At 45.0% G+C, this 26,331-nt stretch carries 27 protein-coding genes, 1 tRNA gene and 1 other RNA gene; 20 read left to right on the plus strand and 9 right to left on the minus strand.

The features are described from left to right. Positions 1–74: 74 nt before the first annotated feature. Entirely contained in the window at positions 75–1,457 is a 1,383-nt protein-coding gene (locus tag J7W08_RS08900; protein ID WP_233084145.1) for an ATPase domain-containing protein, read from the plus strand. Positions 1,458–1,526: 69 nt separating this feature from the next. Here the strand turns inward: J7W08_RS08900 and J7W08_RS08905 are convergent, their stop codons facing one another. Further along, positions 1,527–1,766, minus strand: a complete 240-nt coding sequence (locus J7W08_RS08905; protein WP_048195656.1) for a MarR family transcriptional regulator — start codon at positions 1,764–1,766, stop codon at positions 1,527–1,529. A 109-nt stretch (positions 1,767–1,875) separates the two neighbouring features. Here J7W08_RS08905 and ffs point away from each other — a divergent pair. The 3 genes from ffs (at position 1,876) to J7W08_RS08920 (ending at position 2,668) form a co-directional block, all read left to right on the plus strand. Continuing rightward, positions 1,876–2,190: signal recognition particle sRNA (gene ffs / locus J7W08_RS08910), an RNA gene on the plus strand. A gap of 79 nt (positions 2,191–2,269) precedes the next feature. Beyond that, positions 2,270–2,354 (plus strand) — tRNA-Ser (locus J7W08_RS08915). A 68-nt stretch (positions 2,355–2,422) separates the two neighbouring features. Further along, the gene (locus tag J7W08_RS08920; RefSeq protein ID WP_233084146.1) at positions 2,423–2,668 is read left to right on the plus strand and encodes a hypothetical protein; all 246 of its coding nucleotides are present in this window, start codon (positions 2,423–2,425) and stop codon (positions 2,666–2,668) included. A gap of 3 nt (positions 2,669–2,671) precedes the next feature. On the opposite strand, the gene J7W08_RS08925 is transcribed toward J7W08_RS08920, so the two are convergent. Together J7W08_RS08925 and J7W08_RS08930 are read right to left on the minus strand one after the other, a co-directional pair. Further along, a complete protein-coding gene (locus J7W08_RS08925; RefSeq protein ID WP_233084147.1) occupies positions 2,672–2,998 on the minus strand; it encodes a ribonuclease P protein component 4 in 327 nt (108 codons plus the stop codon). A 59-nt stretch (positions 2,999–3,057) separates the two neighbouring features. Beyond that, positions 3,058–3,723 (minus strand): MBL fold metallo-hydrolase, encoded by a 666-nt coding sequence (locus tag J7W08_RS08930; protein WP_233084148.1) that lies wholly within the window; start codon positions 3,721–3,723, stop codon positions 3,058–3,060. A 261-nt stretch (positions 3,724–3,984) separates the two neighbouring features. Between J7W08_RS08930 and J7W08_RS08935 the strand changes: the two genes are divergently transcribed. After that, complete coding sequence (locus J7W08_RS08935; protein WP_048195665.1) at positions 3,985–4,380, plus strand: DUF1699 family protein; 396 nt, start codon at positions 3,985–3,987, stop codon at positions 4,378–4,380. A gap of 87 nt (positions 4,381–4,467) precedes the next feature. Here the strand turns inward: J7W08_RS08935 and J7W08_RS08940 are convergent, their stop codons facing one another. Together J7W08_RS08940 and J7W08_RS08945 are read right to left on the minus strand one after the other, a co-directional pair. Next, on the minus strand, positions 4,468–4,887 hold the full coding sequence (locus J7W08_RS08940) for a secondary thiamine-phosphate synthase enzyme YjbQ (RefSeq protein WP_233084149.1): 420 nt from the start codon (positions 4,885–4,887) through the stop codon (positions 4,468–4,470). A 13-nt stretch (positions 4,888–4,900) separates the two neighbouring features. Further along, entirely contained in the window at positions 4,901–5,080 is a 180-nt protein-coding gene (locus J7W08_RS08945) for a hypothetical protein (RefSeq protein WP_048195670.1), read from the minus strand. 109 nt (positions 5,081–5,189) lie between these two features. Between J7W08_RS08945 and J7W08_RS08950 the strand changes: the two genes are divergently transcribed. Further along, the gene (locus tag J7W08_RS08950; RefSeq protein WP_048195672.1) at positions 5,190–5,690 is read left to right on the plus strand and encodes a hypothetical protein; all 501 of its coding nucleotides are present in this window, start codon (positions 5,190–5,192) and stop codon (positions 5,688–5,690) included. Between the two features lie 22 nt (positions 5,691–5,712). After that, positions 5,713–7,101, plus strand: a complete 1,389-nt coding sequence (gene recJ / locus J7W08_RS08955) for a RecJ family nuclease (RefSeq protein WP_233084150.1) — start codon at positions 5,713–5,715, stop codon at positions 7,099–7,101. Here the strand turns inward: recJ and J7W08_RS08960 are convergent, their stop codons facing one another. Together J7W08_RS08960 and J7W08_RS08965 are read right to left on the minus strand one after the other, a co-directional pair. Further along, entirely contained in the window at positions 7,102–7,860 is a 759-nt protein-coding gene (locus tag J7W08_RS08960) for a DUF128 domain-containing protein (RefSeq protein ID WP_233084151.1), read from the minus strand. 91 nt (positions 7,861–7,951) lie between these two features. Beyond that, positions 7,952–8,683, minus strand: a complete 732-nt coding sequence (locus J7W08_RS08965; protein WP_233084152.1) for a glucose-6-phosphate isomerase family protein — start codon at positions 8,681–8,683, stop codon at positions 7,952–7,954. A 205-nt stretch (positions 8,684–8,888) separates the two neighbouring features. Between J7W08_RS08965 and J7W08_RS08970 the strand changes: the two genes are divergently transcribed. The 9 genes from J7W08_RS08970 to thiC all read left to right on the plus strand — a co-directional run bounded on the left by J7W08_RS08970 (position 8,889) and on the right by thiC (position 22,640). After that, positions 8,889–10,358, plus strand: a complete 1,470-nt coding sequence (locus J7W08_RS08970) for a metallophosphoesterase family protein (protein WP_233084153.1) — start codon at positions 8,889–8,891, stop codon at positions 10,356–10,358. After that, positions 10,355–13,021: an AAA family ATPase gene (locus J7W08_RS08975; RefSeq protein ID WP_233084154.1), complete on the plus strand. Its 2,667-nt coding sequence runs from the start codon at positions 10,355–10,357 to the stop codon at positions 13,019–13,021. Before J7W08_RS08970 ends, J7W08_RS08975 begins: the two co-directional genes overlap by 4 nt. Positions 13,022–13,132: 111 nt before the next feature. After that, positions 13,133–13,903: a magnesium transporter CorA family protein gene (locus J7W08_RS08980; RefSeq protein ID WP_233084155.1), complete on the plus strand. Its 771-nt coding sequence runs from the start codon at positions 13,133–13,135 to the stop codon at positions 13,901–13,903. A gap of 26 nt (positions 13,904–13,929) precedes the next feature. After that, a complete protein-coding gene (gene smc, locus J7W08_RS08985) occupies positions 13,930–17,454 on the plus strand; it encodes a chromosome segregation protein SMC (RefSeq protein ID WP_233084156.1) in 3,525 nt (1,174 codons plus the stop codon). After that, positions 17,451–18,272 carry a segregation and condensation protein A gene (locus tag J7W08_RS08990; protein ID WP_233084157.1) on the plus strand — a complete coding sequence of 274 codons (822 nt, stop codon included), beginning with the start codon at positions 17,451–17,453 and terminating at the stop codon, positions 18,270–18,272. Before smc ends, J7W08_RS08990 begins: the two co-directional genes overlap by 4 nt. Before the next feature lie 16 nt (positions 18,273–18,288). Further along, the gene (gene scpB / locus J7W08_RS08995; protein ID WP_233085749.1) at positions 18,289–19,392 is read left to right on the plus strand and encodes an SMC-Scp complex subunit ScpB; all 1,104 of its coding nucleotides are present in this window, start codon (positions 18,289–18,291) and stop codon (positions 19,390–19,392) included. Between the two features lie 113 nt (positions 19,393–19,505). Next, on the plus strand, positions 19,506–20,057 hold the full coding sequence (locus tag J7W08_RS09000) for a TATA-box-binding protein (RefSeq protein WP_233084158.1): 552 nt from the start codon (positions 19,506–19,508) through the stop codon (positions 20,055–20,057). After that, positions 20,058–20,987, plus strand: coding sequence for an S-layer glycoprotein N-glycosyltransferase AglJ (aglJ, locus tag J7W08_RS09005; RefSeq protein ID WP_233084159.1), 930 nt, complete (start codon positions 20,058–20,060; stop codon positions 20,985–20,987). A gap of 369 nt (positions 20,988–21,356) precedes the next feature. Further along, on the plus strand, positions 21,357–22,640 hold the full coding sequence (gene thiC, locus J7W08_RS09010; RefSeq protein ID WP_233084160.1) for a phosphomethylpyrimidine synthase ThiC: 1,284 nt from the start codon (positions 21,357–21,359) through the stop codon (positions 22,638–22,640). A gap of 251 nt (positions 22,641–22,891) precedes the next feature. Here thiC and J7W08_RS09015 read toward each other — a convergent pair whose 3' ends face one another. Next, complete coding sequence (locus J7W08_RS09015; RefSeq protein WP_048195692.1) at positions 22,892–23,167, minus strand: hypothetical protein; 276 nt, start codon at positions 23,165–23,167, stop codon at positions 22,892–22,894. Between the two features lie 320 nt (positions 23,168–23,487). Between J7W08_RS09015 and J7W08_RS09020 the strand changes: the two genes are divergently transcribed. From J7W08_RS09020 to J7W08_RS09030, 3 genes are all read left to right on the plus strand, one after another. Beyond that, complete coding sequence (locus J7W08_RS09020) at positions 23,488–23,913, plus strand: peptidylprolyl isomerase (RefSeq protein ID WP_048195694.1); 426 nt, start codon at positions 23,488–23,490, stop codon at positions 23,911–23,913. A 157-nt stretch (positions 23,914–24,070) separates the two neighbouring features. Next, on the plus strand, positions 24,071–24,814 hold the full coding sequence (locus J7W08_RS09025; RefSeq protein ID WP_233084161.1) for a hypothetical protein: 744 nt from the start codon (positions 24,071–24,073) through the stop codon (positions 24,812–24,814). 65 nt (positions 24,815–24,879) lie between these two features. Continuing rightward, complete coding sequence (locus tag J7W08_RS09030) at positions 24,880–25,092, plus strand: DUF1059 domain-containing protein (RefSeq protein ID WP_233084162.1); 213 nt, start codon at positions 24,880–24,882, stop codon at positions 25,090–25,092. A gap of 31 nt (positions 25,093–25,123) precedes the next feature. On the opposite strand, the gene J7W08_RS09035 is transcribed toward J7W08_RS09030, so the two are convergent. Next, positions 25,124–25,480, minus strand: coding sequence for a winged helix-turn-helix transcriptional regulator (locus tag J7W08_RS09035; RefSeq protein WP_233084163.1), 357 nt, complete (start codon positions 25,478–25,480; stop codon positions 25,124–25,126). A 90-nt stretch (positions 25,481–25,570) separates the two neighbouring features. On the opposite strand from J7W08_RS09035, the gene J7W08_RS09040 reads away from it, so the two are divergent. After that, positions 25,571–26,230 (plus strand): ferredoxin-like domain-containing protein, encoded by a 660-nt coding sequence (locus J7W08_RS09040; protein WP_233084164.1) that lies wholly within the window; start codon positions 25,571–25,573, stop codon positions 26,228–26,230. Positions 26,231–26,331 lie beyond the last annotated feature (101 nt).

Here is a 26,331-nt window from a genome sequence, read left to right on the forward strand (position 1 = left end):
ATATATTTTTAATAAGTAAACCTATCTGGAATCAAGAAATTATAAGTAACCCTTTATCCATATGGAAAATTACAATGTCAGAACTTCAAAATATGTCATGCTGTATCGACGGCCTTGATGAGATCCTTGGGGGATTCGGGAAACCATCGACAATACTAGTTGCGGGTACGGCAGGGGTTGGCAAGACCACAATGATACTGCAGATGCTATCAAATGCTGCCAAAAAGGGAGAAAAAACCCTATACATACCTCTTACAACGGAAACTGCCGGGAAAACTGAGAGACTGCATTCCATATACCCGTTCCTGGATGAGAATGTCAAAGTATATCCGGTAAGCCGTCCTGCAGCTGAAAAGGATCCGCTGAGCACATTGATAGATGTGGGAAATGTAATAGCATCGGAAAATCCCGACCGTCTGGCAATTGACCCGATCACACCTATAGGATTTGGTTTTGTTGAGCAGGAGAGAAGGCGTTTCTTCTACACGCTAGATTCCATGCTTAAAGAATCAGAAGCCCTTGTGATGCTCACAGGAGAGCTTCTTGAAGATCAGATACACGAATATGTTGCCAGCCACCTTACAGATGGTATAATCTACCTTTCAAAAGAGAACTCTGGCTATCATACTGCCCACAAACTGAAGGTCCTGAAGATGCTTGCCATCGAGCCGAACAACAAGGCAAGATGCACTGCCCGCGAGTACAGTTACGACGTTAGCTCAGAAGGATTTACAGCATACCCCCGCCTGATCGTTGAAGACGTAGATGAGCTTCCTGAAACAAGGATAAAGTCCGGAGTGGAGAACTTCGACCTTATGCTTCACGGCGGCATAATTGCAGGTAATAGCACCCTTATTGCAGGTGAACCCGGAACAGGAAAGAGCATATTTGGATGGCAGTTCCTCATGGAAGGACTGAAGAACGGAGAGAAGGGGATAATAGTCACATACAACGACCTCCCACAGCAGATCATTCAGGGAGCGGCAAAGTTGGGATATGACATGCAGCAATACGTTGATTCCGGAATGCTGAAGTTCATCCATTCTAATCCGGAGGAGATCCATCCCGATGAGCATGCCACAAGGATAAAAGAACTTGTGGAAAGCATGGAAGCTACAAGACTTGTAGTAGATGGATTGATAAATCTGGAGATCACGTTCCCCGACATCATAAAGCTTCGAGGGTATCTTCAGCGCCTTACAGCCTATCTGAAGACCAGAGGAGTCTCATCGGTCATTACCACAGAACTGAGCGCCCAGGAAAATGACAGGATCATGAGCAAAGATGCCTCTTTTATCGTTGATACCGTAGTAACGGTCAGGCAGGTCGTATTCTCGAATGACGTAAAGCGTTACATCAGAATACTCAAATCTAAGGGTACGAAACATGCACTGAACATGCGTGAGTATGTGATATCAGAAACAGGAATAAAGATCAACTGCGATGTTATTCTTTAAAATGAGCATTCAATGAACTAAAAATGAAAAAGTAAGAGAGCCAGGTGGCTCTTAAATATCTCTTTTTGATCAGATAGCGTGGATCGACCTCTCAACACTTGTTCCGAGCTCCGTGAGGCCGTAAACGCCACCTTCTTCGCTCAATAATTCCTTTACGACAAGCTCGGCCAGTATCCTATCAACAGATGGCTTTACCACATGCATGTTCTTTGCGATGCGTGCTGCGTCCATCTCCCCTTTAGATCCAAGCAGAGCCAGTAATTTCTGCCTGTTCTTGTTACCTGTTACAAATCCCATTAGTTCATCCATGATATCACCATAACAAAGTGTACTAATGCATCATATAATTATTTACTCACAATTGCCTTTCAACCGATTAAGAGGAATACTTTTATTACCTGTAATGCATATGTATGCGTGGCGGGCTAGTCTGGGTAGGCCGGCGTTACCTGTAACCCGAAATCGCCGATATGCGGGAGACGAAGCCAAAAGAAGTTGTTTTGATCATTTCCAAACCTGTGATCTCAACTGAGAAGCCCCGTCCTGCTTGGATGGTGTTGGTAGAAGAACTAATTGGAGAATTGGTTTTCTTATCTTCACCGTGGGAACCAGTCGAGGCCCGGAAGGGAGCAGACCTACCATGGACACTTGTCGCTTGTAGGGCTGCGGGGTGGAGAAGAGATCCCAGATCATTTGGTTATGTGATGGACAGCAACTCACGGCGTGCCCGTCACTTTGAACTTCAAACGAAAAGCATTAAATAAGGCTATTGCCATTAAGGAGAACGCGTGGCAATAACATGCTAACCCAATGACGAGATAGCCAAGCCCGGTATGGCGCAGGATTGCTAATCCTGTGGTGCTTTGCGCCTCGGGGGTTCGAATCCCCCTCTCGTCGCTTTTTTATACACCATTGAACTCATAATGGATATACCATCGTTTCATTAATCGTTGCAGGCGAAGATCATGCCAAGAACAAAACCGATAATTTCAGTGCTTAACGAAATGCCAGCAGAGAACAACGTAGCTGAAAAAGCACCCAGCGGGTGCGGAGGCTGTTCAGGCGGTACTTGTGGAGCTTTTGGCATCAGGGCAGGATCTGAAAAGGACGTAGTGGTCAGGAACCTGCTCCTCTTCGCAATTATGGGGATCGGAATGCTCCTTGCAGCGTACCTTATTGTAAAGCTCCTGAACATTGTAACAGGAATTTAAGAATTAACTTTTTTTGTCTGCCCTATAAGGATAACGCATCTCTTTTCCACATTTAAGGCAGGTCATTGTCATATATCTGCCATGAAGCCTTATCCTTGAGCTGTTGCCAGGAACCAGAAAAGAATTGCAACCTTTGCATACCCTGCGCTTTAAGTAAGCAGGAAGCCTTACCCGATACCTCATCCCGATCCGCCTTGCCAGAGCTACGTATCGGTCACTCCTATCGGGATGGGAACTATAGTTCTGCCCTGCAAGTTTGAAAAGATATTCGATCCTTTCAGTTGCTATATCCTTTATCAGGTTCTTTTGCTTCTTTTTAATTCGTGCCATAGAAAAATACCTTTGTGTATCTTACATACATTTACTTACTTGCGCACTTCGCTAATTGCTTACTGGTCCTGCAGAATTATCACTTCTATACCGGGAGCCCTTTCGTTCACAAGCTCCTTAAACCTTTGTGGGTCGGACTCCGTACCTTCCACATGACCATAATGCATGGGTATAGCGACCTTCGGACCTATAAGTGCAGCAGCTTCTGCAGCTTCCTCTTCACCCATAGTATAAAGTGTACTGATAGGAAGAAGGACAACATCTGCATTCACGTCCTTCATTTCAGGAATGAGGTCCGTATCGCCTGCATGGTATATTCTCACGCCATCAAGTTCGACAATATAACCCACACCATCCCCACGAGGGTGATTGGGCTTGTCCAGGTTATATGCAGGTACCACTTCGATGTTGACACCTTTTATTGCAAGATCACCGGTCAGAAGATCGCCTTCAATGATTCGTCTTGCATCACCCTTGAACTGTAAACTCATTTTTTCAGGAATGATAGTTGTAGTCGTGCTTCCACGCACCCTCCTTATGGATTCCGGATCACAATGATCAAAATGTTCATGTGTCAACAATATAATATCTGCATCGACTTCATATCCAGGGCCATCAGGCAACATATATGGATCGATGTATACGACCCTACCCTGACCTTTCAATACAAATCCAGCATGCCCGAGCCATTCTATAAGGACATTATCAACCTGCGTACTTCTCATCCTATACACTCCTTAGATAATTGCATCATTACAATTTCATCTTAGACCAGAATGTGAGAACAACACGATCCATCTTAAAACTGCCGAATTCTTTTATAGTGCTCGTATATCAGATAATAATACCGTGTAATTTTTTCAACCACCATTCGATAATCTTTATATAGAAGTGGGTGTTGTATATACAATAAGAGCGATGTGAAAATATATTTGAAAGTGTGTTTGAAAAATATAGGCATGCTCTAAAAAAAGGAAGTGACAAAAATGAAGATCAGAGTTGTAAGTTCAAAAGAAGAGATCCAGTCCTTGAGTGAAAACGAAGAGATTGTACACCTTGCATTCAGACCATCAAACACAGACATATTCTCATTAGTTGTAAAATGCCCTAGTGTAAAAGCACTTCACATACCAAGCTCATACAAGAAAACAATATCCAAATCCGCCAAGATGTATCTTGAGATGCAGGGCATCAACCTTCTTGAAGGTGACGTATGGGGCCACAGAAAAGACATCAATGAGTACTCTGAAGTATCACAGAGCGTCTACGACCGTATAAAAGATTACAGGGCAGAAGGCCTTTCCGAAGAAGAGATCAATGAGAAAATGGTCAGGGAAACAAGACTCAGCCCGGATTTCATAGAGTTCCTGATGAAGCAGTAATACTGCAACTTAAAAAACGGAAAAAGCTAAAAAACGACAGAGGACTGTCCAACAACGGACGGTCTTTTCTACTATTTTTAAATCGATTCACTCACCAACGATCTGAACGACCAATTTGCGTGACCGTGCCTTGTTATCCAGATCGATGAATATTATCTGTTGCCAGGTCCCAAGAAGTAACCTGCCATCTATTAACGGGAAAGATTCACTTTGACCCAGAAGAGATGCACGCACATGTGAATGACCGTTGCCATCATGCCATCGCTCGTTGTGCTTATATTCGATATTCTGCGGTGCTATACGTTCAAGTGCCTGCTGCAGGTCATGAATAAGTCCGGGTTCATACTCGAGAGTCGTCACTGCCACAGTAGAACCTGCCGCAAAAACAGTAACATTCCCATTACTAATTCCGGATCCACTCACTGACCTGATGACATCGTCAGTTATATCGATTATCTCGGAATTACCTTTTGTACTATATTCCAGATATCTTGTAAGAACCGGCATAATATTGATCTGCTTAGTCAATACGTGTTATTTTGATACCAGCAAAAGAAACAGCCAGTACGAACAACATTAAAGCTGCTGTAAAACCATATCCCTGAGGCTCTATTCCAGCAAGATGCACGAATATAAGCATTACAATAAACATGAGCACTGAGCCTATGCCCAGAACGATCTCCATTGTTTTCTTGTTCATCACACCCTACATTACATCAGTAATACATCAATGTAACGCCGCCTTAAGCGAACAACATTTTAAAAGATGCCAATATTATCTAAACAAAAAGACAGGATAAGGTTATGATATGACAGAATTCGAAAGGGAACTTGTGCAGTCGTTCAATGCTTTTTTTGAAAAGAATAACGTAAGAGGGATAGCGCATCGTCTCAAACAGCACCGATTCACACCGCAGTTCCTGGACGTCCTGGTAGACTCCCTGAACCCGGACTATTATATGGGCATAGAATGCAAGAGCATATCGGTAGAAAAAGGTGCCAATGCACTTTATTTTACTCAGCATTTTACAGTAGACAAGAAAGGTTCACACCAGATAGACCGCATATCCGACTTCCTGAGAAGATCCGGACGTAACGGATTTCTGGCGGTCGAACTGAGAATGGGAGCAGGATGTGCAAGAAAAGCACATATTATCCCATGGGATGACCTTTACAGCAGGTTCCATGATGAGTCATCGCTCAAATACACGGTTGAAGAGATACAAACATACCCACCGATCGAGCGCAAGAGCGGCCATTATCTGATAGAACCTGTAAAATGGAGAGCCGGAAAAAGGATCATTGAGTAATAGATCGTACTGGAGCATATAAATGATTGAAAAAATCCAACAGATAAGGTCAAAAGCTTTGAAGTGTTCATCTGAAATACAGAGGTACGATTCTGTATATGTAGTCTCACACATAGATGCTGACGGCCTTACATCCGCCGGGATCATTGGCAAAGCTCTCGAAAGGGCAGGCATTGATCATTCCATCCATTTTGTCAAGCAACTGGACGAAGTTGAAATTGAGGCCATAGCCAACCAGAATCCGGAACTTGCGATCTTCACTGACCTTGGCAGCGGTATGATAGAGTCGCTCAACTCACACGGCATCAATTCAATAATATCAGACCATCACCAGCCACGGGGAGAACTGGAACATCACCTAAACCCCCACCTTTTCGGGTTCAACGGATCATACGAGCTCAGCGGCTCCGGAATGACCTACATGCTTGCAAATGCCCTTGGGGACAACAGGGATCTTGCCGACCTTGCCATAGTTGGAGCCATAGGGGACCTACAGCATTTGAAACGAGGACATCTTACAGGAATTAACCGCTACATCCTCGAAGAGGGGGCAAAGGAAGGCAGCCTGAGTTACGAGAAGGACATAATGCTCTTCGGAAAACAGACACGCCCTGTCTTCAAACTACTCCAGTTCGCATCCGACCCATACCTTCCCGGACTTACCGGAAATGAAGATGCATGCATTGGATTTTTGCATGACCTTGGAATACGCTTCAGCGGGGATGAACGTTGGAGAAGATGGATCGACCTTGAGCAAAATGACAAGCAGAAAGTTGTATCCGCCCTCGTGCAATACTGCCTTCGTTCAGGCTTACCACCATACAAGATCGAGAGACTCATTGGAGAGGTATACCTGCTCATGAAAGAAAAGGAAGGCACAGAAATGAGAGATGCATCAGAATATTCCACTTTGCTCAACGCCACAGCACGCTACGGACATGCGGACATTGGCCTGGCGGTCTGCATGGGCGATCGCGGCAAAGCTTATGAATCCGCCCGCCAGCTGCTGAGCGAGCACCGGCAGAACCTTGTGAACGGACTTATGTTCGTCAAGGAGAACGGCATCACAGAACTCAACAACATCCAGTATTTCGATGCAGGATCCAATATAATGGAGACCATCGTTGGGATCATTGCAGGCATGAGCACATCCATCGCAGGAAACCGCTCCCTTCCGATAATAGCCTTTGCAGATTCGAAGGACGGTGTAAAGGTCTCAGCCCGCGGAACGCAGGATCTGATCAGGAAAGGGCTCAACCTGTCTGAAGCCATGGCGGTGACAACAGCAGAGATAGGAGGCGCAGGAGGAGGTCACGATATCGCAGCAGGTGCCACCATACCATTCAATGTAAAAGAAGAATTCCTGCAAAAGCTCGATTCCGTCATTGGTGAGCAATTGCGCAAAAAGTGATCAGACAAAATCATCGACGTGTTTCATCTCATCTATGTCTATCAAAGTTGACATCGCGTTTGTGCGAACCGCAAACCCTTGCTCCTTTGCCATTGCCATAGGGTTGGTCCCGCCAATGACAACAACGCCGAGATGATCACGCTCCACCGGCACGTCAAGCACCCTGGAGTTTGGCTCCCCAACTTCCATTATTCCGCTGATACCTGCATCCAGCATATCAGAGAGAATATGGTCGATATCGTCCCTTGCTACCAGTGGCGCTTCACGAAGATTCGCAAGGATCTTGCCTGAGCCTGTTCTTAACATCTGGGATACAGAAGTAACATCCTGCGACATCAGTACCTCAAGAGGATCGATAGTTGTGCTGACATAGGTCACAACATCGGTGAACCTCACCGGATGCCCGTTCTTGATCTGCACGACCCCTCCAAGTTTAGGGTTGATCATGACACCACCTTTCAAGAGCACACCATCGATGGTAATACTACAAACTGTGGCAATGCCCACATCACCCTCGGAGATCCGGAAATCGCCAATACTTTCCCCAGCTTTGATTATCTTGAGGAAAGGACTGACCGACAATCCGCCCCTGATAGCCAGCGCGTAAACATCGAGAATAGATTCAAGATCTTCTTCCTTGATGAGAGACAGATTGATGATAACATCACCTGCCATTGCAACCGGGTCGAATGTGGTCCTGAACATAAGGTCTTCAATACGAGATGAAGTGAACTGGACACTATGTGGTTTGTTGATCATAGAGACACCTTGTCATTTCCATAAAGTAAGGAAATTACCTTATTATAGTTTTGTGTGTCCGCATACTTATAATAAATATAGAAAGAGAACCTCAAATTGTGAGGATGCTCTCAAATACCCCTACAAAATCCTGCGGTTGTTTCAGGAAACGCAGTTTTTCAGTGTCTTTTATAAGTTCATACATATCCCTGCCACATGTAAGACCAAATTCCGGAATGTCCACCGGAGTGATATATCTTAGCTCAGGAAGGTCCTTATAACGAGGATTCTTGACAAAACCTTTATCCAGCAGATAATATGCCCCACCTTCCATATCCCTGAATGGTACATAACTGGAAGCAAAGTCACAACATACCCAGTTAGCCATCTTCAGAGGTTCATCGGATGCATTGATGGTAACATGACCATACTCCGGAGGAATGAGTGCAATGTCTCCTGCTTTTGCCTTTATTGCCACAACATCGATAATATCATCGACCTCATGCTTCTGCAAAAGGTAGGTTGCCTCACCCTCAAGCACCTGGTACACCTCAGGATAGGATATATTCTCACCCGGAACGTTCGGATGATAATGACCTGCAGTCTTTACAAATTCACGCCCCATCATTCCCGGAGGAATTACCGTGATGTCATAACGCAGGTGTTGCTTGTTGATATGTTTAAGTTCTGCCTCGGATCTGGAAAGATGCCTGAACATATAATAGAGTTCGAAGTCATCAACTGAATCGAACCAATCTCTGTCGCAGACGACCTCTTTCATATCATGAAGCATTCTGATATCAGGATGCCTTTCAACTCCCCCAAATTCAATATTATAAACCATATTTAATACCCTCTCTTAAATTACAGACCGGACCCCACCGGTCAATCGATCATCATAATAATAATCGAAATGCCTGCTAAAGATGAGCTTACTACATATTAAATTTAACTCATCGAATTAATAAAAAGTAGACATTCGTAGCATAATTCATCGAGACAGTAAAAACAACAAGCTTAAAAGTATATGAGAGACTATACAATGGCACATGGAGAGGGATATCAGAATACTGCATACTGCTGACACACATATCGGATACCGGCAGTACCATAGTGAAGTGCGCAGGCAGGATTTTATTGATGCTTTTTCCAGGGTCATTGATGATGCCATTGAGATGAAGATGGATGCTGTTGTCCATGCAGGCGACCTTTTTGATTCAAGGAACCCTACGCTTGAGGACATCCTTGACACGATCAATATACTCTCAAAGCTAAAACCATACAATATCCCGTTCCTATCTATAGTGGGAAACCACGAAAGCAAGCAGCATACCCAATGGCTTGACCTGTTCGAGAGCATGGAGATCGCTATTCGGCTTGGGACCGACCCATACAGGATAGAGAATGTTGCCATCTATGGAATCGACAATGTCCCGAGATCGAAGATACCGCTTTTTGATTATTCGAAGTTCACAGATGAGAACTGTGGAGAATTCAACATTGTAGTAATGCACCAGCTGATGTCCCCATTCCCCTTTGGCGAGTGGGATTGCGAGGAGGTCATCAACGGCCTTCCTTTTGACGTACATGCCATCCTGCTGGGAGATTATCACAAGAATGAAAAAACCAGGGTCTTGCAGACCTGGGTAACCTATTGTGGAAGCACAGAACGTAACAGTGCAGCCGAAAGCGATGCCCGCACGTATAACATTATTACGATAAATGATAACGGCATCGAAATCGGCAGACGTAACATCCTCACCCGCGAGTTCCTGTTCATTCCGGTTGAGCTGCGGGACATGGATAGTGCCTACGAGCTGATCATCAATACCGTCAAAGAGTATGATGTTTCTGAAAAAGTTGTCTTTGTGGATATATCAGGAAACCCGGAAGTCACGATATCCTACAATGAGATAGAGGAGTTCCTTGCGAACCAGAAGGTCCTTGTAACCCGTATAAGGGACATGAGGCGCGGAGAAGATATCCAGGAGGATAAACCAGTAGAGGTTTCCTTTTCAGATCCTGACGAAGCAGTCAAAAAAGAGATCGGGAAAATGACACTTACCAGCGGCGGCATCATGATAGACGAAATAGTAAGGGATCCGGGCGTTCCCAAGACAAAGGTCGACCTTGAAGCTGAAACACGAATAGGCAACCTGCTTTCAAGTATTGATTTTATGCAGCCGGGAACATACATGATCCAAAAGGATACAAAAAGCGACGAAGGTACGGAAATCGTAACAGTTGCTGATAAAACCGAGAGCCAGGAAGCTGCGGATGTTCAACAGGTTGCTGAAACCCCTGAAGAATATAACGTCCGCAATGTGCCCGAAAAAGATGCTGCCCCAGAGGAGATCGTGGTTAAGGATGAAACTGAACCACCAGAAACAGATGATGAACCACCCGAACTATCTGACATAACCTCCGATATGACCGAACCATCTGAGACCAATGGTTCAAAGGAAAAGGAAGTTGAAGCCCCGAAACCAAAGCAATACAATCTGGGGGACTACCTGTGAAACTGAAAAGGGTACGTGTTGAGAACATTAGAAGCTACAAAGACCTTGACATAAGCTTTGAAGATGGAGTTACCGTGGTATCCGGTGTGAACGGGAGCGGTAAATCCAGCCTGCTGGAAGCATGTTTCACAGGACTTTTCGGTAGCCGCACCCTTTCAAAGGAATTCGTGCTTTCCGACCTTATCCGCAAGGGTGCAACAAAGGCATCCATTCTGGTCGATTTTGATAACAAAGGACATGAGTACAACATTGAGCAGGGGTACAAGATAAATCCCAGGACCGGAAGTGCATCCAACAACAAGTCGGTATTCAAGATCGACGGGGATATCATGGTCGACCAGGCCAGCCAGACCTATGAAGCTGTAAAAGCACTTCTGAAAATGGACGAGGAAGCCTACAAGAACTGCGTGTACATCCGCCAGGGAGAGGTCGATGTATTGATCAATGCAAAGACAAAGGACCGGCAGCGGATGATCGATGACCTGCTCCAGATAGGGAAACTGGAAGAGTACAGGGAGCGTGCAGGTAGTGCGAGGAAAGGTGTGGGAAGACATCAGAGAGAAACAGACGCTCGCATCAAGGACAACGTTGCAGATATTGAAAATATTGAAAGCTCCAACCCATACCAGGTGCTCAATACAGTCAAAACTGAGATGAATGAGACCGGAGCGAAAATTACTGATTTTGAGTCTAAGAAAGAGCGTGCCAGAGGAATTGTGGAATCCATTGGGGAGAAGATAAGCAAATACACAGAAACCCAGGAGCAAAAGAAAGCGATCGATCTTGAGATAAAAGGCTTCAAGTCAAAGATAACGACAACATACAGTGAAATTGAGAGATCCAGGAACCTTGTTGGTTCCGGCAGGCAGGAAGTCCAGCAGCTTAAAAGTGCAACTGCCGACCTTTCCAAACAGATAAATGTTCCAGAAGATGCTGATATTGAGATTTATAGTGTATCCATAGAGAAAGAGGAGGTCAGTGCCCGGGATGTTGTCAGCAGCATTGTCAAAAAGAGGGAACTGGCACAAAGCAGTGAGCGATCGCAGAATGAATTCCTCCTTAACCTGAATGAACAGGTAAAGACGACATCCATTGCCATACAGAATAAGGAAGCCAAGATCAAAACCATTCAGGAAGATATTGAAAGGCTTTCTGCAGAAAGCAGGAAACTGGATGATGAGAACGCTAACAGATCAAAGGAAGCCTCTGAACTTGGATTCCCTGCTGATAAACTTGAAAATATAGAGGATATTGCTGAACTTCTGAGCATGAAGCAAAAACAGCTTCACGGAAAGGAAAGGGAAAGGTCTGCCACCCTTGCAGAGCTTGAGAAAAGGGTGAAGAAATCCAAGGAGCTACTGGACAAGGGACTGTGCCCCACCTGCGGACAGGACCTTAAAGGCTCAAAGATATGCGAAGAAACAGCAGTGGATGAAGAACAAAAGGCCGAGATGTTGGCCGAGCTCCAGAGCATACGTTCCGAACAGGCAGAAGTGGAAACAAAAGTGGAACGTGTCAGGAAAGCAAAGGAAATTGCAAAAAGGATCGTAGAGAACGATCACCTGACCCAGATAAAGAAGAAAGACATCGCTGCCAATGAGAAGCTGATCGAAGAGAACCACAGGACCATCAGGGAAGAGAGGAAGAAGGAAAGTGGTCTTAAAGAGCAGATCACTGAGGTCACGATATCGATCAGGAAGATCAGGGAAGATATTATTTCCCTGGGAAAAGATGAAACTGCTGCGAGGGATTCTCACAAAGTTGTAAAAGAGAAGCTCGATGTTGCAAGAAATATACGAACTAACCAGCTTGAGATCAGTAAGGTCCAGAATGACATACAACGGTTACAGGACGGGATCAATAACGGGCTGGAAAAGGTCGGACTGTTCGAGGAGCAGATAAAGGATAGGAAGCAGCGTCTTGACCACCTGGAAAAGGTACTTGGCGATGTCAATATAGATAAGCTCCAGACCGAAAAGATGCAGTACGAAAGTGCGTACAAAAATATCGTTTCCGAACTGGAAAGATCGAACCTGAGGATAAAGGAGCTTCACAAGGAAGTGGGGCGCGTCGAAGGAGAGATCAAGAGGCTTAATGAACTTAAGCAAAAGCACAAGTTGCTTACCAATAAGAAGGAGTTTCTGGCAGCCGTTTACAATGACGCGGAAGAGCTTGAGACCATGTACATACGACTGCGTGCTGAACTGCGTGCAAAGAATATTGATGCGCTTGACAGGTTACTCAATGAGATATTCTCTTTCATGTACACCAACAATGCATACTCGCACATCAAGCTTGACCAGGAATACAATCTTACCATCTATGAAAAGGATGGCACTGCCCTTGAACCAAAATTGTTGAGCGGAGGCGAGAGAGCGATATTCAACCTTGTGCTGAGGTGCGCTATCTATCGTTTATTGTCACATTCACCCGGAACTACAGGCAGTTCAGAGCTCCCACCGCTGATACTGGACGAGCCCACCGTGTTCCTTGATCGCGGACACATCCATCAGCTGATAAAACTTATCGACATGATGCGGGACATCGGTGTTGGACAGATCCTGATAGTATCACACGATGAATCACTGATCGATTCTGCAGACCATGTGTTCGTAGTTGAGAAAGACCCCATCACAAATAGTTCTTCCATTTCCGCAAAATGAACATCTTAAAGGAAAATTGTGACCATAAGATATATTATAGTTTTTACCATTATTACTGGACAGGATAATGGTTTGGTATTAAAAGGGATCAAAAGGTTTGTGAGGTATTGAATGAGCTCCGAAAACAGGGACTTTGTTATAGAAAGGCTTGAGCGAAAACTGACTGAAAAGGAAGAAGAGATAGAGACGATCAGCACCAAACTTCGTGATTCTATCATGAAGGAACTTCGCGAGAACCTGAAGAATGACCTCGATATCAACAACCGTCTTGTCAAGATCGAGCAGAAGGTTCAGGAGCTTTCAAGCAATTTAAGTGGTGTTATGGATGAACTGCTCGACCAGAAATCACAGATCAGGTCAATGAGCACAACCACTCGAAAAGAAGACACTGAGCCATTTAAAGTAACAGCAACACAAAATCCTTTCAACCCCCCTGCACCAAAACCTGTTGAGGTTTCGGGGAAAAAAGGTCAGCTTGCAGATTCCCTGTTCGGTCAGAAAAAAGCTGTACCAACCACAATTCCTGAAAGGAACATAACTGAACCACCTGTACCAAAGATGACAGTCCCTGAATCAAAAACATCTTCAGGATCACAGTGGAGCAAACTGGTAAACCCGAACGAGGTCAACATGGAGATCAGGGAAATAAGGACCGAGAAACCTGCACAGGAGCAAACAAGAGATATACCATCCGAATACATTGTAGCGGATGGGATCGATGCGCCCCGGGACAGGAATTATTCAAGACCTCCGAAAGATGAATGTGAATATATCGTTGCGGAGGAAGGCAAACCTCCTCGTACTCGCTCAGAAACAGAGTACGAGACCGTAGAAGACCGTGATGATGAAGATACTGTCGTCACAACGACCCGCAAAAAATAATTTTAACTCGACGACAGAGGAATCACGTGTACATCAAAGAAATTGAATTTACAAACTTCAAATCTTTTGGGAAAAAAATAAAAATACCATTCTTTGATGATTTTACCACCATATCCGGACCAAACGGAAGTGGAAAATCCAATATCATCGACGGGATACTTTTTGTGCTCGGGCTTTCCAGCTCACGTACCCTGAGGGCTGAAAAACTGACAGACCTTATTTATAATGGTGATAAGGCAAAAAAACCTGATTTCGCACAGGTCACGATAAAGTTCGATAATGCCGACCGTGAGATGCCTGTGGACGAAGAAGAGATCACCATCAGCAGGAAGATCAGGGAAACAGAGAACGGATATTATAGTTATTTCTATTTCAACGGGAAAGCGGTCAGCCTTACAGACATCCACAACCACCTTGCAAAGGCACGTGTGACCCCTGAAGGCTATAATGTGGTCATGCAGGGTGATGTTACCCGTATCATCACCATGACAGCAGGTGAGCGCCGCAAGATCATCGATGAGATCGCCGGTGTTGCGGAATTCGACAACAAAAGAGACAGGGCCCTGAACGAACTGGAGATCGTCCGGGAACGTGTCGAAAGGGCTGACATATTAATAGAAGAGGTTGAGAAGCAGCTGGAGAAGCTCAAGGTCGAGCGTGACCAGGCTGTGAAGTACCAGAGCCTCAAACAGGAAAAAATGAAGTTCGAAGGCTTCGTACTTCTTGCAAAGCTCAAGGATGCAAAGGTGGAACTTGAGAACGTGAACCTGGACATAGATGCAAAAAAGGAAGTCCAGGAAAAATTGCAGCAAGCCCTTGAACAGAAGCAGGAAAAACTGGAAGAGCTTGAAAAAGAACTTCAAGAGCTTACCTCCGAGATCCAGAGGATGGGAGAGGACGAGCAGATCCAGGTCAAGAAGGACATCGAGGAGATAAAAGGAGAGGTCTCAAGATGTGTCAACAGCATAGAACTTGCAGATAATGAGATCGAAGACATTGATTCCAGGCGTAAGAAGGCGTTCCTTGATATCGAGCAAACGAAGAACAGGGTCAATGAAATAGATTCAAAGCTGTCTGAGGAAACACTCCGTAAGGACAGTATCTTTTCAGAGATATCCGAAAGAAAGACCGAGAGAATGATCCTGCAAAGCAGGATAGCGGATGTGGATGAGAAGTTCGCCCAGACCAGAGATGAGCTTACAACGTTCAAGAATGAACTGGAAAATTTCAGGAACGACAAGAGCGAGCTGATGCGACAGGAAGATCGCCTGCTTGACTCCCTGAGAAGAAGGTCAGCAGAAGTAAGGGATATCGAGAACGAGATAGAGGATGCAAAGGTTAAAGCACAATCATCAGACAGCGATACAAAGTCTGCGCAATATGAGATAGAAAAAAATACCGAGCAGATAAATTCCCTGACAAAGGACCTTGATGACCTTGAAAGCAATCGTTTCCAGATAAAGACCGTAGTAACAGACCTTGAAGCTACGCTCAGAAAACAGCAGCAGGATTACGCAATGCTGGAAGCGCGTGTCCGTGCGGCAGAGGATACCAGCAATTATTCCAAAGCTGTGGACATGATAATCGCCGAGAAGAAACACCACGGACTTCCCGGAATCTACGGCACCATCGCCGAACTTGGAAGCGTGGACCAGAAATATTCCACAGCACTTGGTGTTGCAGCAGGCGGACGTATGCAGGCGATCGTTGTGGAAACTGACCAGGACGCATCACGTGGCATACAGTTTTTGAAACAGCAGCGCGGAGGACGTGCAACCTTCCTGCCACTTAACAAGATGGAGGCAAGGCGGCCTTACAAGGACCTTTCCGACCGCCAGGGCGTCATCGGCTATGCCATTGACCTGATCGACTTTGACCCAAAGTTCGAGGCTGCATACTGGTACGTATTCAGGGACACACTTATTGTTGACACACTTGAGAATGCACGCCGCCTCATCGGCGGTCTTCGCATGGTCACACTCGAAGGAGAGGTCATTGAAAAGAGCGGTGCAATGACCGGAGGATCCATGCAAAGGAAATCTGGACTCTCATTTGCAGCCTCTGAAAAGGACAAGCTCATAAAGATCGCTGAAAAACTTACCGAATTTGAGTCAAGACGCAATACTGCGATCAAGAAGCTGGACAGCGTTGAGAGCCATATTGCGGATATTAACCGTGAGATCCATGAGCTGGAGAAGGAGATCTCAAAGAAGGAAATGATCTTTGAGGAGATAGGCAGCAGGGCAGAACGCCTCAGCCAGCTGATCGAGGACAAGAACAGCGAACTTTCAGAGATAGAAGAACAGCGCTCGAAGCTCCGCGAAGAAATGGAACTGGTCGTTTCCCAAAAGAATGAGAAGGATGAGAAGTCCGGGGAACTGGAAGAGAAGATCGCCGTCATTGAGGAGAAGCTTTCCGAATCAGAGATACCTGAACTTAACAAACAGGCTGAACGCATCGATGAAGAGATGCGCAGGCTGGACGGACGTATCCGTGACATTGAAGCTGACATCAATGCACTGAACCTTGACCGCGAGTATGCTTCATCCAGGATAGAAGACAGTCGCCAGCTTGTCAAGGAAATGGATGAAAAGAGATCCACACACCGTGAACGTGTGGACGGCTTTAAAGCGAAGATAACCGAGCTGGAAGCCACCCTTCAGAGCAAGCAGCAGCGTGAACAGGAACTTACGGAAGAACTTAAGGAGATGCAACAGAAACGCGCCATTAAGCAAACAGAGTATAACGCTGCGGAAAAGGATCTTCTTGCCACCAGATCGAGACTGGACGATGCTGACAAGACAATGATGGCACTGGAAGCCACACTGAGTGCCCTTGTTGACCAGACAAAAGACCTGAAGGAAGAACTGGACAGGCGCGGCATCGAAGAGGTCGAAGATGTGCCAAATTACGAGACCGTCAGCACAAGGATAGCATCCATAGAAAAGGCTATGGAAAGGCTTGAACCTGTGAACATGAGAGCCATTGATGAGTACGACGAGGTTGATGCAAGAGTTGTGGACCTTAAGACCAGAAGAGCCATCCTCTTCAATGAAAGGGAGCAGATCCTCGACCGTATCGACCAGTATGAGACCCTGAAGAAAGATGCTTTCATGGAAACATACAACGGCATCAATGAACCTTTCAAAGAGATATTCAACGAGCTTTCCGATGGTAGCGGAGAACTCGTACTTGATGATTACGAAGATCCTTTCAATGGAGGACTGACACTTCGGGCACAGCCAAAAGAGAAAACGCTCCAGCGTCTGGAAGCGATGTCAGGTGGAGAGAAAAGTCTTACCGCCCTGGCTTTCGTGTTCGCTATCCAGCAATACCGCCCGGCTCCATTCTATGCATTTGACGAGATCGACATGTTCCTTGACGGTGCAAATGCAGACAGGGTCGCCCAGCGTGTTAAAAAGGCCGGAACAAAAGCACAGTTCATTGTAGTATCCCTGCGTAAACCGATGATCGAAGCGGCTGAACGTACCATCGGTGTCACCATGCAGGAGAACAATATCACGAGCATTACGGGTGTGAAATTACGTTGAACGATCTTTCTGAAAATATAGAGGAAAGCGAAAGCAATATCCAGAAGATCACCAGCATCTCCGACAGCTCTGTTGACCCGGAATTTTTGGAAACACTCCGAAGCCTCGGTGTTGATGAATCCCTTATAGAGTTTTCAGATGATGTACTCTGCGAACCCGTGGAGATCTTCGTAAATCTTGCCAAGAACGGCGACATCAACCCATGGGACATCGATATCGTCCAGGCTACAGACAAGTTCCTTGCATACATTGAAGATATGAAGCTCATGGACCTGAGGATATCGGGCAGAACACTTTTGTATGCAGCCATACTCCTCAGGATGAAATCAACAGGTATCGTTCAGGAAGAAGAGGAGGAAGAGGAAGATTTCCTGGACGACGACATGGATTTCTATGAAATTGAAGAATACCCAGTCCCAAAACTGCCCATCCGCCGTACTGCGACACGACCTGTAACCCTCCAGGAGCTTATTACGGAACTTAAAAAAGCAGAGAAGGTAGAGACCAGAAGAAAGGACAGAAGAATACGCCATCGTATCGAGGTAATGGACAGGGCGACCACAGATGATGTGCTTGGTATCGCGCATGAGGAAGACATCAGGGGCAGGGTGGACACCCTTTATGAGTATCTCGAAGAGCTGTTCAGGGATAGAGAAGAAGTTCTTTTCTCGGACCTTATCGATAATTCCAACAGCCGCTCCGAAAAGATGATGACATACATTTCACTTCTGTTCCTTGCAGCTGAAAAGAGAGTATGGTTATCACAGGAAGAACTTTTTGGCGAGCTATATGTCCATCAGGGTTGCGCCATCGAATGATTTTGAAGAGGAAAATATGAACGACAAGGAGATCATAGAAGCCGTACTTTTTGCGGCAGGGGGAGCTGTTGACACCCAGACGCTCGCGAAGGTCGTTAATAAGTCAGCAAAGACCATCACACCCGTTATCCAGACCCTTATGGAAGAGTATTCAGCAAGAGACTGCGGCATGGAGATCGTTGACCTTGGCGGACGTTATGTGATGCAGGTCAACCCGAAGTATACCGATCTTGTAAGCCCGGTGGCTCCAAAAGAATTGAGAGCTCCGATCCTGCGTACGCTTTCCATGATAGCTTACCACCAGCCAGTGGTCCAGTCAGAGCTTGTGGACATGAGAGGCAATTCAACATACGACCACATACGTGAGCTTAAAGAAAGAGGATTTATCGAAGCAGTCCCTCACGGAAGGACAAAACTGCTCCAGACAACACCGCTTTTCGCAGATTATTTCGGACTTAGCTCCAACGATCCGGAATCCATAAAGAAAAGGATCGTTGACCTTTCCCGGCAGCAGAGCGGGAAAGAAGGGCTTGACAGGTGGCTTGGAAGGAAGTTCGTGGGCATCACCCCCATGTACAGGTCACTTGCGGATCTTTGCGGGATCAAGGATTACAGGATCATCAATGCCTATAACCCTACAGAAGAAGAGCTTGAGAGCCTTGCAGATGTGTTTAAGCTGGTAGTCTCCAGAGGCTATGAGGAAAAGGTCAGTAAATTTTACGATGGGGAGATAATCGAGGTCAGATCCACTACATTTGGCGACATAATCGATGCCATAAACGCACTTGAGAGCATTGCAGATCCTGAAAAATCAAAGGAGAACATCGAACTGATAACAGATCTGCGTGACAGGTATGTATCAAAGGCGCTGGTCATCAGCAAGAAGGTGAAACCTGCAACAGATATGATCGCACGTATCGTCAGCGACCTGAGGCTTGGAGTTTCTGCAGAAGGTTGTGTCATAGCGCCCGATTATGGCACATCCAGTGAGGGAGTGAACATCTCCGAAGGAGCTGATATCCTTGTCCCGACACACTCAAAGGTGGACGGAGACATTGTGGACAGGGTCTGCAGGAAATATGATGCTATCATAGATGGCCTGAAAGATCTTGAAAAATAACAAAATTAACACCTTTTTAAATGACGTTTAAATAGATATATAAAGAAAAGGGTATAAGCTTATATACTGTATTGGCAAATATACCCACCCTTAAATACTGAGGATCAAAGAATATGACGGAATATAATATCAAGATAGAGAACGTGGTTGCGTCAACCAAACTTGCTGAAGAATTCGACCTTACAAAGATAGAAGCGGAATTCGAAGGCGCAGAATACAACAAACAGAAGTTCCCGGGACTTGTATATCGCGTTTCCGATCCAAAAGCTGCATTCCTTGTATTCACATCCGGAAAAGTAGTATGTACAGGTGCAAAGAACGTCGCAGACGTACACACAGTCATCGGAGATATGGCAAAGAAGCTCAATGGCATCGGGATCGACACCCTTGCTGAACCGGAGATCACAGTACAGAACATCGTTGCTTCAGCTGACCTTAAAGCAGTGCTCAACCTTAATGCAATTGCTATCGGACTCGGTCTTGAGAACATCGAGTACGAGCCAGAACAGTTCCCAGGTCTTGTTTACAGGATCGATGAACCAAAGGTTGTCGTACTGATCTTCAGTTCCGGAAAACTTGTGGTCACAGGTGGAAAATCCCCTGAGAACTGCGAGGAAGGAGTCGAGGTCGTAAGACAGCAACTTGACAATATGGGACTTTTGTAAATGGATATTCAGATCCCCCTGGACAAGAACGATGTGTGCATCCTCATTCCCGCTTTGAATGAGGAAGCAACCATAAAGCAGCTCATCGAAGATTTCCAGGCAGAAGGATTTGAGAATATCCTTGTCATCGATGGACACAGCCATGATCGCACCCGCGAACTTGCTGAAGAGAGCGGTGCAAGGGTAGTAGTCCAGGAAGGAAAAGGCAAGGGCCAGGCAGTCCAGGAAGCTTTCCAGCTTATCGAGGATCCATACACCGTCATGATCGACGGTGATGGAACCTACCTTGCAAGTGATATATATACAGTTCTGGGACCGCTTCTTGAAGGACGTGCTGACCAGACGATCGGCAACAGGTTTGCAAATTATGAGCCGGAAGCATTTACAAAATTGAACCTGGCAGGCAACAAATTGCTCAACAAGCTTTTTGGTTTTGCATATGGTATCTGGCTGGAAGATATCCTTACAGGATACCGTGGTTTCACACGGAAAGTGATCAAAGGCCTTAGCCTCAACGAAATGGGATTTGAGATCGAGACAGAGATCACGGTCGAGAGTGTTAAGAACGAGATGAAGGTCGAGGTCGTACCTATCACATACGTATCGAGGCATTCAGCAGCAGCCACCAAGCTCAACCCATTCAGGGACGGGATCAAGATCGGAAAGACCATCATCAGGATGGCAAGATTGCACAATCCGATGTTCTACTTTGGGATATTCGGCACGATACTGACACTGGCTGGTGTCGGCACGGGACTTTATGTGGTAAATGAGTGGTTAAGCGGAGTTACCCGCATACCAATGACAATACTGACCGCCCTATTGATACTTACAGGTATACAGATGTTCGTTTTTGGAATGCTGAGCGACCTCATAGTATCACTACACAGGGAAAATATGCGAATGTTGCGTAAGAATAGCGAGCGTTGATCCTTTTCCCCTGACTAACTTTTTTTATGACCTTGTTGCTCAGTGCGAGCATATTTTAGTGGGATATTACATTGAAAATATACAACTCAAGTAAACTTTACTTGTTTTTATCTAAAATTTGATGGATTTGTTTCGCGAAGTGCTAACTAAGACACAACCACTCATTGATATCATACAACAAGATAAAACATCAACAGATGTTGATTGTTGGATAGATCAACTTCAAAATTATGTAGGATATATACCAATAAGTAGAAATTGCCTGAGGGCACATGCAATTTTACTTTACATACTCTAAAGTTGATTTTTCGAAAATACTTATATAAAATACCTCCTTTTTTATACCAACTGAATAACGAGGTTATAATCATGTCAATCGTAGAAGATGCCAAAGCTGGCCAAATTACAGAGCCAATGAAAGTTGTTGCTGAAGTCGAAGGTTTAGAGCCTGAGTTCATCAGACGTGGAATCGCTGCAGGTAGGATCGTAATCCCAACCTCCCCATACAGGGATGTCAAATACTGTGGTATCGGTGAAGGCCTTACAACAAAGGTCAATGCATCAATCGGTGCATCCTCAGATATCGTCGACCTTGACATGGAAGTTGAAAAAGCAAAGGCTGCAGAAGCTGCTGGTGCAGACACACTTATGGAGCTTGGAACCGGCGGAGACTTCCTTGGAATCAGGAAAGCTGTCTGTGACGCAACATCACTTTCCGTTGGATCAGTTCCTTTATACCAGGCATTTATCACAGCTGCAAAGAGAGACGGTTCTATCATCCACATGACAGAAGATGACCTCTGGCATGCAACTGAAGAACAGGCAAAGCTTGGTACAAACTTCATGGCTATCCACACAGGTATCAACAACATCGTTCTCGACAGGCTCAAAGCACACGGCCGTTACGGTGGTATCTGCTCCCGTGGCGGTGCTTTCATGACAACATGGATGCTCCACAACGAGAAGGAAAACCCACTTTACGCTGACTTCGACTACCTTTGTGAGATCCTCAAGGAGCACGAAGTTGTCCTCTCCACAGGTAACGGAATGCGCGCAGGTGCTATCCACGACGCTACCGACAGGGCACAGATCCAGGAGCTCATCATCAACTCAGAGTGCGCACAGAAAGCACACGACAAATATGGTCTTCAGGTAATTGTAGAAGGTCCAGGTCACGTACCACTCGATGAAGTAGAAATGAATGTCAAACTCATGAAGTCAATGAGCGGACACAAGCCATTCTACATGCTCGGTCCACTTGTAACAGATGTCTCCCCAGGAAGAGACCACATCGTTACCGCGATCGGTGCAGCAACATCAGCATCACACGGCTGTGACTTCCTCTGCTACGTAACTCCTGCAGAGCACCTTGCACTTCCAAACAAAGAGGATGTTATCGAAGGTGTAAAGACATCAAAGATCGCAGCTCACGTCGGTGACATGGTCAAACTCGGAAAGAGGGATCAGGACCTTGCAATGGGCAGGGCACGCAGAGACCTTGACTGGAATAAGATGTTCGAGCTTTCACTCGACCCAGAACTCGCAAGAAAGATCAGAACCGAGAGAGCTTCAGCAGATGAAGATGCATGCACAATGTGCGGTGACTTCTGTGCTGTGAAGATCGTCAACCAGAACTACAATCTTGCAAAGTAATGCCATTGGCATTACTTTTATCTTCTTTTTAAAAGACCACCATAGTGGCCATTATATTTTCTTTACAGCCCAACTAATTTTGCATCACATTATAGTTAAAGCAAAAAGCATAGCCATGCTTTGAGAACTGTAATTAAAATAGCAGACGAAGACTGTAATTAAAATAACAAGATAAAATAAGCGAATCACCATTCCATTTCAGAATGGTGCTAAACATCGAACTAGCAGAACTTCCCCCCAAAAAAATGAGATCAATAGGGGGTTTTAGTTACGTATGAAAGGTCGATCTTTGAAACGTTGGCTTTCTGAACAAGGAGAATAGACTTCCCATAGTCAGGGTTCTCATAATCGAAGATCAACCATGTGATCTCGTCTTCTAATACTTCACGGCAATCCGTGATGTTATCATACCATATGATAGATGATGATGCACCGTCAAGCAAGTAAAGATAACCTGACAGCTCGTGCCCCTCAGGCACATTTTTTATCATTTCAAGAATGGAATTAATCATCTTAGTAACACCCATTTAAAGAACCCCTGAACGTATAAAATGATTTTGGTAAAAACAACGATGAATACGACATCAGTCTTAACTTTTTATAAAAATTATCCAAATAACGATATAATATAAAAAATGATTATTCGGACAGAAACACCGAGCACTCCGACCGTGGGATTTCTGATATAAAGTTATCGATAGAACTGTAGACCAGAACAAAATACCAACTGATAGTAAAAGAACCATGAAATAAGAGATTTAGCTATTACCCCCATATTTACCTATTTCGTACCTAACAGAAACCCTTAAATCCAGATTTGCCGTAAATCCGGGTGGGAGACACATTAATGAAAAAAGCAATTATTGATACAAACAAAGGTCAGATCGTTCTGGAACTATTCGAAAAGGATGCACCCAAGACAGTTGCAAACTTTGAGAAGCTCATCAAGCAGGGATTTTACAATGGCCTTACCTTCCACAGAGTAATACCAAACTTTGTCATTCAGGGAGGATGTCCAAAAGGAAACGGTTCAGGTGGGCCTGGATACACCATTAAATGCGAGATAAATCCAAAGAAGCATACAAAGGGTGCCCTTTCCATGGCACATGCCGGAAAGAATACCGGTGGAAGCCAGTTCTTCATCACACATTCCCCACAGCCACACCTTGATGGAGTGCACACTGTTTTCGGAAAGGTCATTGAAGGTATGGATGTGGTCAACAAGATCAAAGAAGACGATGTAATGACCAAATTAAGAGTGGAAGAGGAGTAAACTCCTGCCCCATTCCCATCTTTAAAAGAACATAGAGGAAATGAAAACAATAAGAGGGCTGTCCATCCCATGCAGGATATACACGACCATGAGGAAGCCAGCTCTCTTGTTGATCTTTGTCCCCTTATTACTATTATAATTAGATCTGCGGTGTAACATGGATAAAAACACGTTCAATCGGGTCAGAGTAGCAGGACTTGTCATCAATGAGATCGAGGACCTTGCACCAAAAATGTACCCATATGTCGAATTTGTAAAGAACGAAGATGAAAGTGAAGGCAAATATAGTGTAACCCCGCTCTCAGGAGAAGGGCTGGAAATGCACGAAATGATGCTGGACAAATACCGGAAATGGTATGCTTGCGTCCTGGAATTGCTAGAGCAGTATTATCCTGAAAAGGCAGATGAATTCACAAAAGCATATGAAAGCGCCATCCCTTACGTCACTTTTGAATGTAAACCAAAAGTTCCAAACAGCTTTAAAATGCGGTTCGAGTTCATCAAGCACCTGACAGCCCAGAAGACAATACTATCTCACCTGTTCTCAAAGATGTCCACCATGGAGATCACTGAAAGCGAACCAGACACCATCGAGAGTGACGATGTTTGTGAAGCAGAAGAAAAGATCCCACAGGAAATGACGGCTTTACTTTTCAAACAGGTTATCAAACCGGTCCTTGATGAAGAGATCAAAAAATTCATGGACAAGCTGGCCCAGGAGAAGGCCGCACTCGATAAAGTTGGAGATCTTTCCGAAGACATAATCACCTCTGATGCTGCAGATATCGAGCAGATAAAAACCAAATGTGCCAGTCTTCAGCAGACCTGCCAGAAAGATGACTTGTGTAAAGAGAACATAAAGCAACTGGGACCAATATTCGACATCATAAGCAGACTGTGAGTTCTGCTTTTTATACTTCTTTTTATGATATTTTAGTGTAGCATCTCAAAGGATGGAGAAAGCAGATGAAAATTATAAAATGCAGAGACCTTGGATTTAATTGCAACTTCATGGCAACCGGCAAGGCATCTGAGATTGATGATGTGAAACAAAAGATGCTGGATCACATAACTGAGAAGCATCTATCAGAAAAAAATATGTCAAAAGAAGAACTTGAAGAGATAGGCTCACGCATCGACATTATGCTGAGCAGAGGTTGTGGCTGCGGAGCTCTTTAAGCAAGCACCGCATATTATCTTAACAGAAATGTTATAAATTACATTTCTTGCAATTGGAAAGACCACATATCTTGTTCTCGAACTTCCATTCGAGACCCCACTTCTTAATGGACTGAATAATTTCCATGAACTCTTCTCCACTTTTAGTCAGAGAATAAGTGTATATCACAGAGTCCTTTGAATCGTCAAGCGTCTTCTTCACAAGACCTTCCTGCTCCAGTTCCTTGAGCCTTACTGAAAGGGTCTTAGGAGTAATGGTCTGTAACTTCTTCTTAAGTTCGTTGAACCTTTTTTCCTCGTTGTTGCCCTTGTAAAGCTCCAGCAATATGCACAAAGTCCACCTCTTGCCAATTATATCGATCGTTTTGTAGATGGTACAATCTTTCATAGTATCAGGAAAGAAACTGGCATTATATATAGGAGTATCCCAAATATACTTAGTAACGAAAAACAACAAATTTTAAAAGGAGAGTACTAAATGTCAAAAGATCTACTTGAAAAGGGAGCAATTGTTCAGAGAGACAAAGAGACATTCGCTATCGCACCACATATAGCCGGAGGTATTGCATCACCTGACCTGCTCAGGAAGATAGCTGATGTATCCGAGAAATATGGTGCAGCTGCAATTAAGGTCACATCATCCCAGAGAATGGCCATTGTAGGCCTCAAGGAAGAAGACCTTGACAATGCATGGGAAGACCTCGGAATGAAGCCAGCAGCAGCGATCGGCCTTTGTGTCAGGAGCGTCAGGATCTGTCCGGGAACCACATTCTGTAAACGCGGACAGCAGGATTCAGTCGGACTTGGCCTCAAACTTGATGAGATATACCATGGAATGGAGCTTCCATCAAAGCTCAAGATCGCTGTATCAGGCTGTATGAACTCCTGCGCTGAGAACGCTGTCAGGGACATCGGTATCATGGGAACACCAAAGGGATTCACCGTCATGGTCGGCGGCAGTGCCGGACTCAAACCACGTCTTGCAGATGTCATTGCAGAAGAGCTCGATGAAGAAGAAGTTCTTGACCTCGTTGACAAGATCATCACATACTACAAGACCCACACAAAGAAACACAGGATCGGAAGGGTCATTGACGACGTCGGACTTGACACCTTCAAGAAAGAAGTCGGTCTTTGAGCAGACAATTATTACGACTGTAGGGGTTCTTTGCAAGAACCCCAACAATCCCCACGAATCGCTTACGAACACGATCTACAGGGTAGTTCGGACAAAAACCC

The organism is Methanococcoides orientis (genome assembly GCF_021184045.1).
GTDB classification, from domain to species: Archaea; Halobacteriota; Methanosarcinia; order Methanosarcinales; family Methanosarcinaceae; genus Methanococcoides; species Methanococcoides orientis.

Bases quoted from the DNA above. Each gene is read 5' to 3' on its own strand.
- J7W08_RS08900 (WP_233084145.1), top strand. From the start codon at position 75: ATGTCAGAACTTCAAAATATGTCATGCTGTATCGACGGCCTTGATGAG.
- J7W08_RS08905 (WP_048195656.1), bottom strand. From the start codon at position 1,766: ATGGATGAACTAATGGGATTTGTAACAGGTAACAAGAACAGGCAGAAA.
- J7W08_RS08920 (WP_233084146.1), top strand. From the start codon at position 2,423: ATGCCAAGAACAAAACCGATAATTTCAGTGCTTAACGAAATGCCAGCA.
- J7W08_RS08925 (WP_233084147.1), bottom strand. From the start codon at position 2,998: ATGGCACGAATTAAAAAGAAGCAAAAGAACCTGATAAAGGATATAGCA.
- J7W08_RS08930 (WP_233084148.1), bottom strand. From the start codon at position 3,723: ATGAGAAGTACGCAGGTTGATAATGTCCTTATAGAATGGCTCGGGCAT.
- J7W08_RS08935 (WP_048195665.1), top strand. From the start codon at position 3,985: ATGAAGATCAGAGTTGTAAGTTCAAAAGAAGAGATCCAGTCCTTGAGT.
- J7W08_RS08940 (WP_233084149.1), bottom strand. From the start codon at position 4,887: ATGCCGGTTCTTACAAGATATCTGGAATATAGTACAAAAGGTAATTCC.
- J7W08_RS08945 (WP_048195670.1), bottom strand. From the start codon at position 5,080: ATGAACAAGAAAACAATGGAGATCGTTCTGGGCATAGGCTCAGTGCTC.
- J7W08_RS08950 (WP_048195672.1), top strand. From the start codon at position 5,190: ATGACAGAATTCGAAAGGGAACTTGTGCAGTCGTTCAATGCTTTTTTT.
- recJ (WP_233084150.1), top strand. From the start codon at position 5,713: ATGATTGAAAAAATCCAACAGATAAGGTCAAAAGCTTTGAAGTGTTCA.
- J7W08_RS08960 (WP_233084151.1), bottom strand. From the start codon at position 7,860: ATGATCAACAAACCACATAGTGTCCAGTTCACTTCATCTCGTATTGAA.
- J7W08_RS08965 (WP_233084152.1), bottom strand. From the start codon at position 8,683: ATGGTTTATAATATTGAATTTGGGGGAGTTGAAAGGCATCCTGATATC.
- J7W08_RS08970 (WP_233084153.1), top strand. From the start codon at position 8,889: ATGGAGAGGGATATCAGAATACTGCATACTGCTGACACACATATCGGA.
- J7W08_RS08980 (WP_233084155.1), top strand. From the start codon at position 13,133: ATGAGCTCCGAAAACAGGGACTTTGTTATAGAAAGGCTTGAGCGAAAA.
- scpB (WP_233085749.1), top strand. From the start codon at position 18,289: ATGAACGACAAGGAGATCATAGAAGCCGTACTTTTTGCGGCAGGGGGA.
- J7W08_RS09000 (WP_233084158.1), top strand. From the start codon at position 19,506: ATGACGGAATATAATATCAAGATAGAGAACGTGGTTGCGTCAACCAAA.
- aglJ (WP_233084159.1), top strand. From the start codon at position 20,058: ATGGATATTCAGATCCCCCTGGACAAGAACGATGTGTGCATCCTCATT.
- thiC (WP_233084160.1), top strand. From the start codon at position 21,357: ATGTCAATCGTAGAAGATGCCAAAGCTGGCCAAATTACAGAGCCAATG.
- J7W08_RS09015 (WP_048195692.1), bottom strand. From the start codon at position 23,167: ATGGGTGTTACTAAGATGATTAATTCCATTCTTGAAATGATAAAAAAT.
- J7W08_RS09020 (WP_048195694.1), top strand. From the start codon at position 23,488: ATGAAAAAAGCAATTATTGATACAAACAAAGGTCAGATCGTTCTGGAA.
- J7W08_RS09025 (WP_233084161.1), top strand. From the start codon at position 24,071: ATGGATAAAAACACGTTCAATCGGGTCAGAGTAGCAGGACTTGTCATC.
- J7W08_RS09030 (WP_233084162.1), top strand. From the start codon at position 24,880: ATGAAAATTATAAAATGCAGAGACCTTGGATTTAATTGCAACTTCATG.
- J7W08_RS09035 (WP_233084163.1), bottom strand. From the start codon at position 25,480: ATGAAAGATTGTACCATCTACAAAACGATCGATATAATTGGCAAGAGG.
- J7W08_RS09040 (WP_233084164.1), top strand. From the start codon at position 25,571: ATGTCAAAAGATCTACTTGAAAAGGGAGCAATTGTTCAGAGAGACAAA.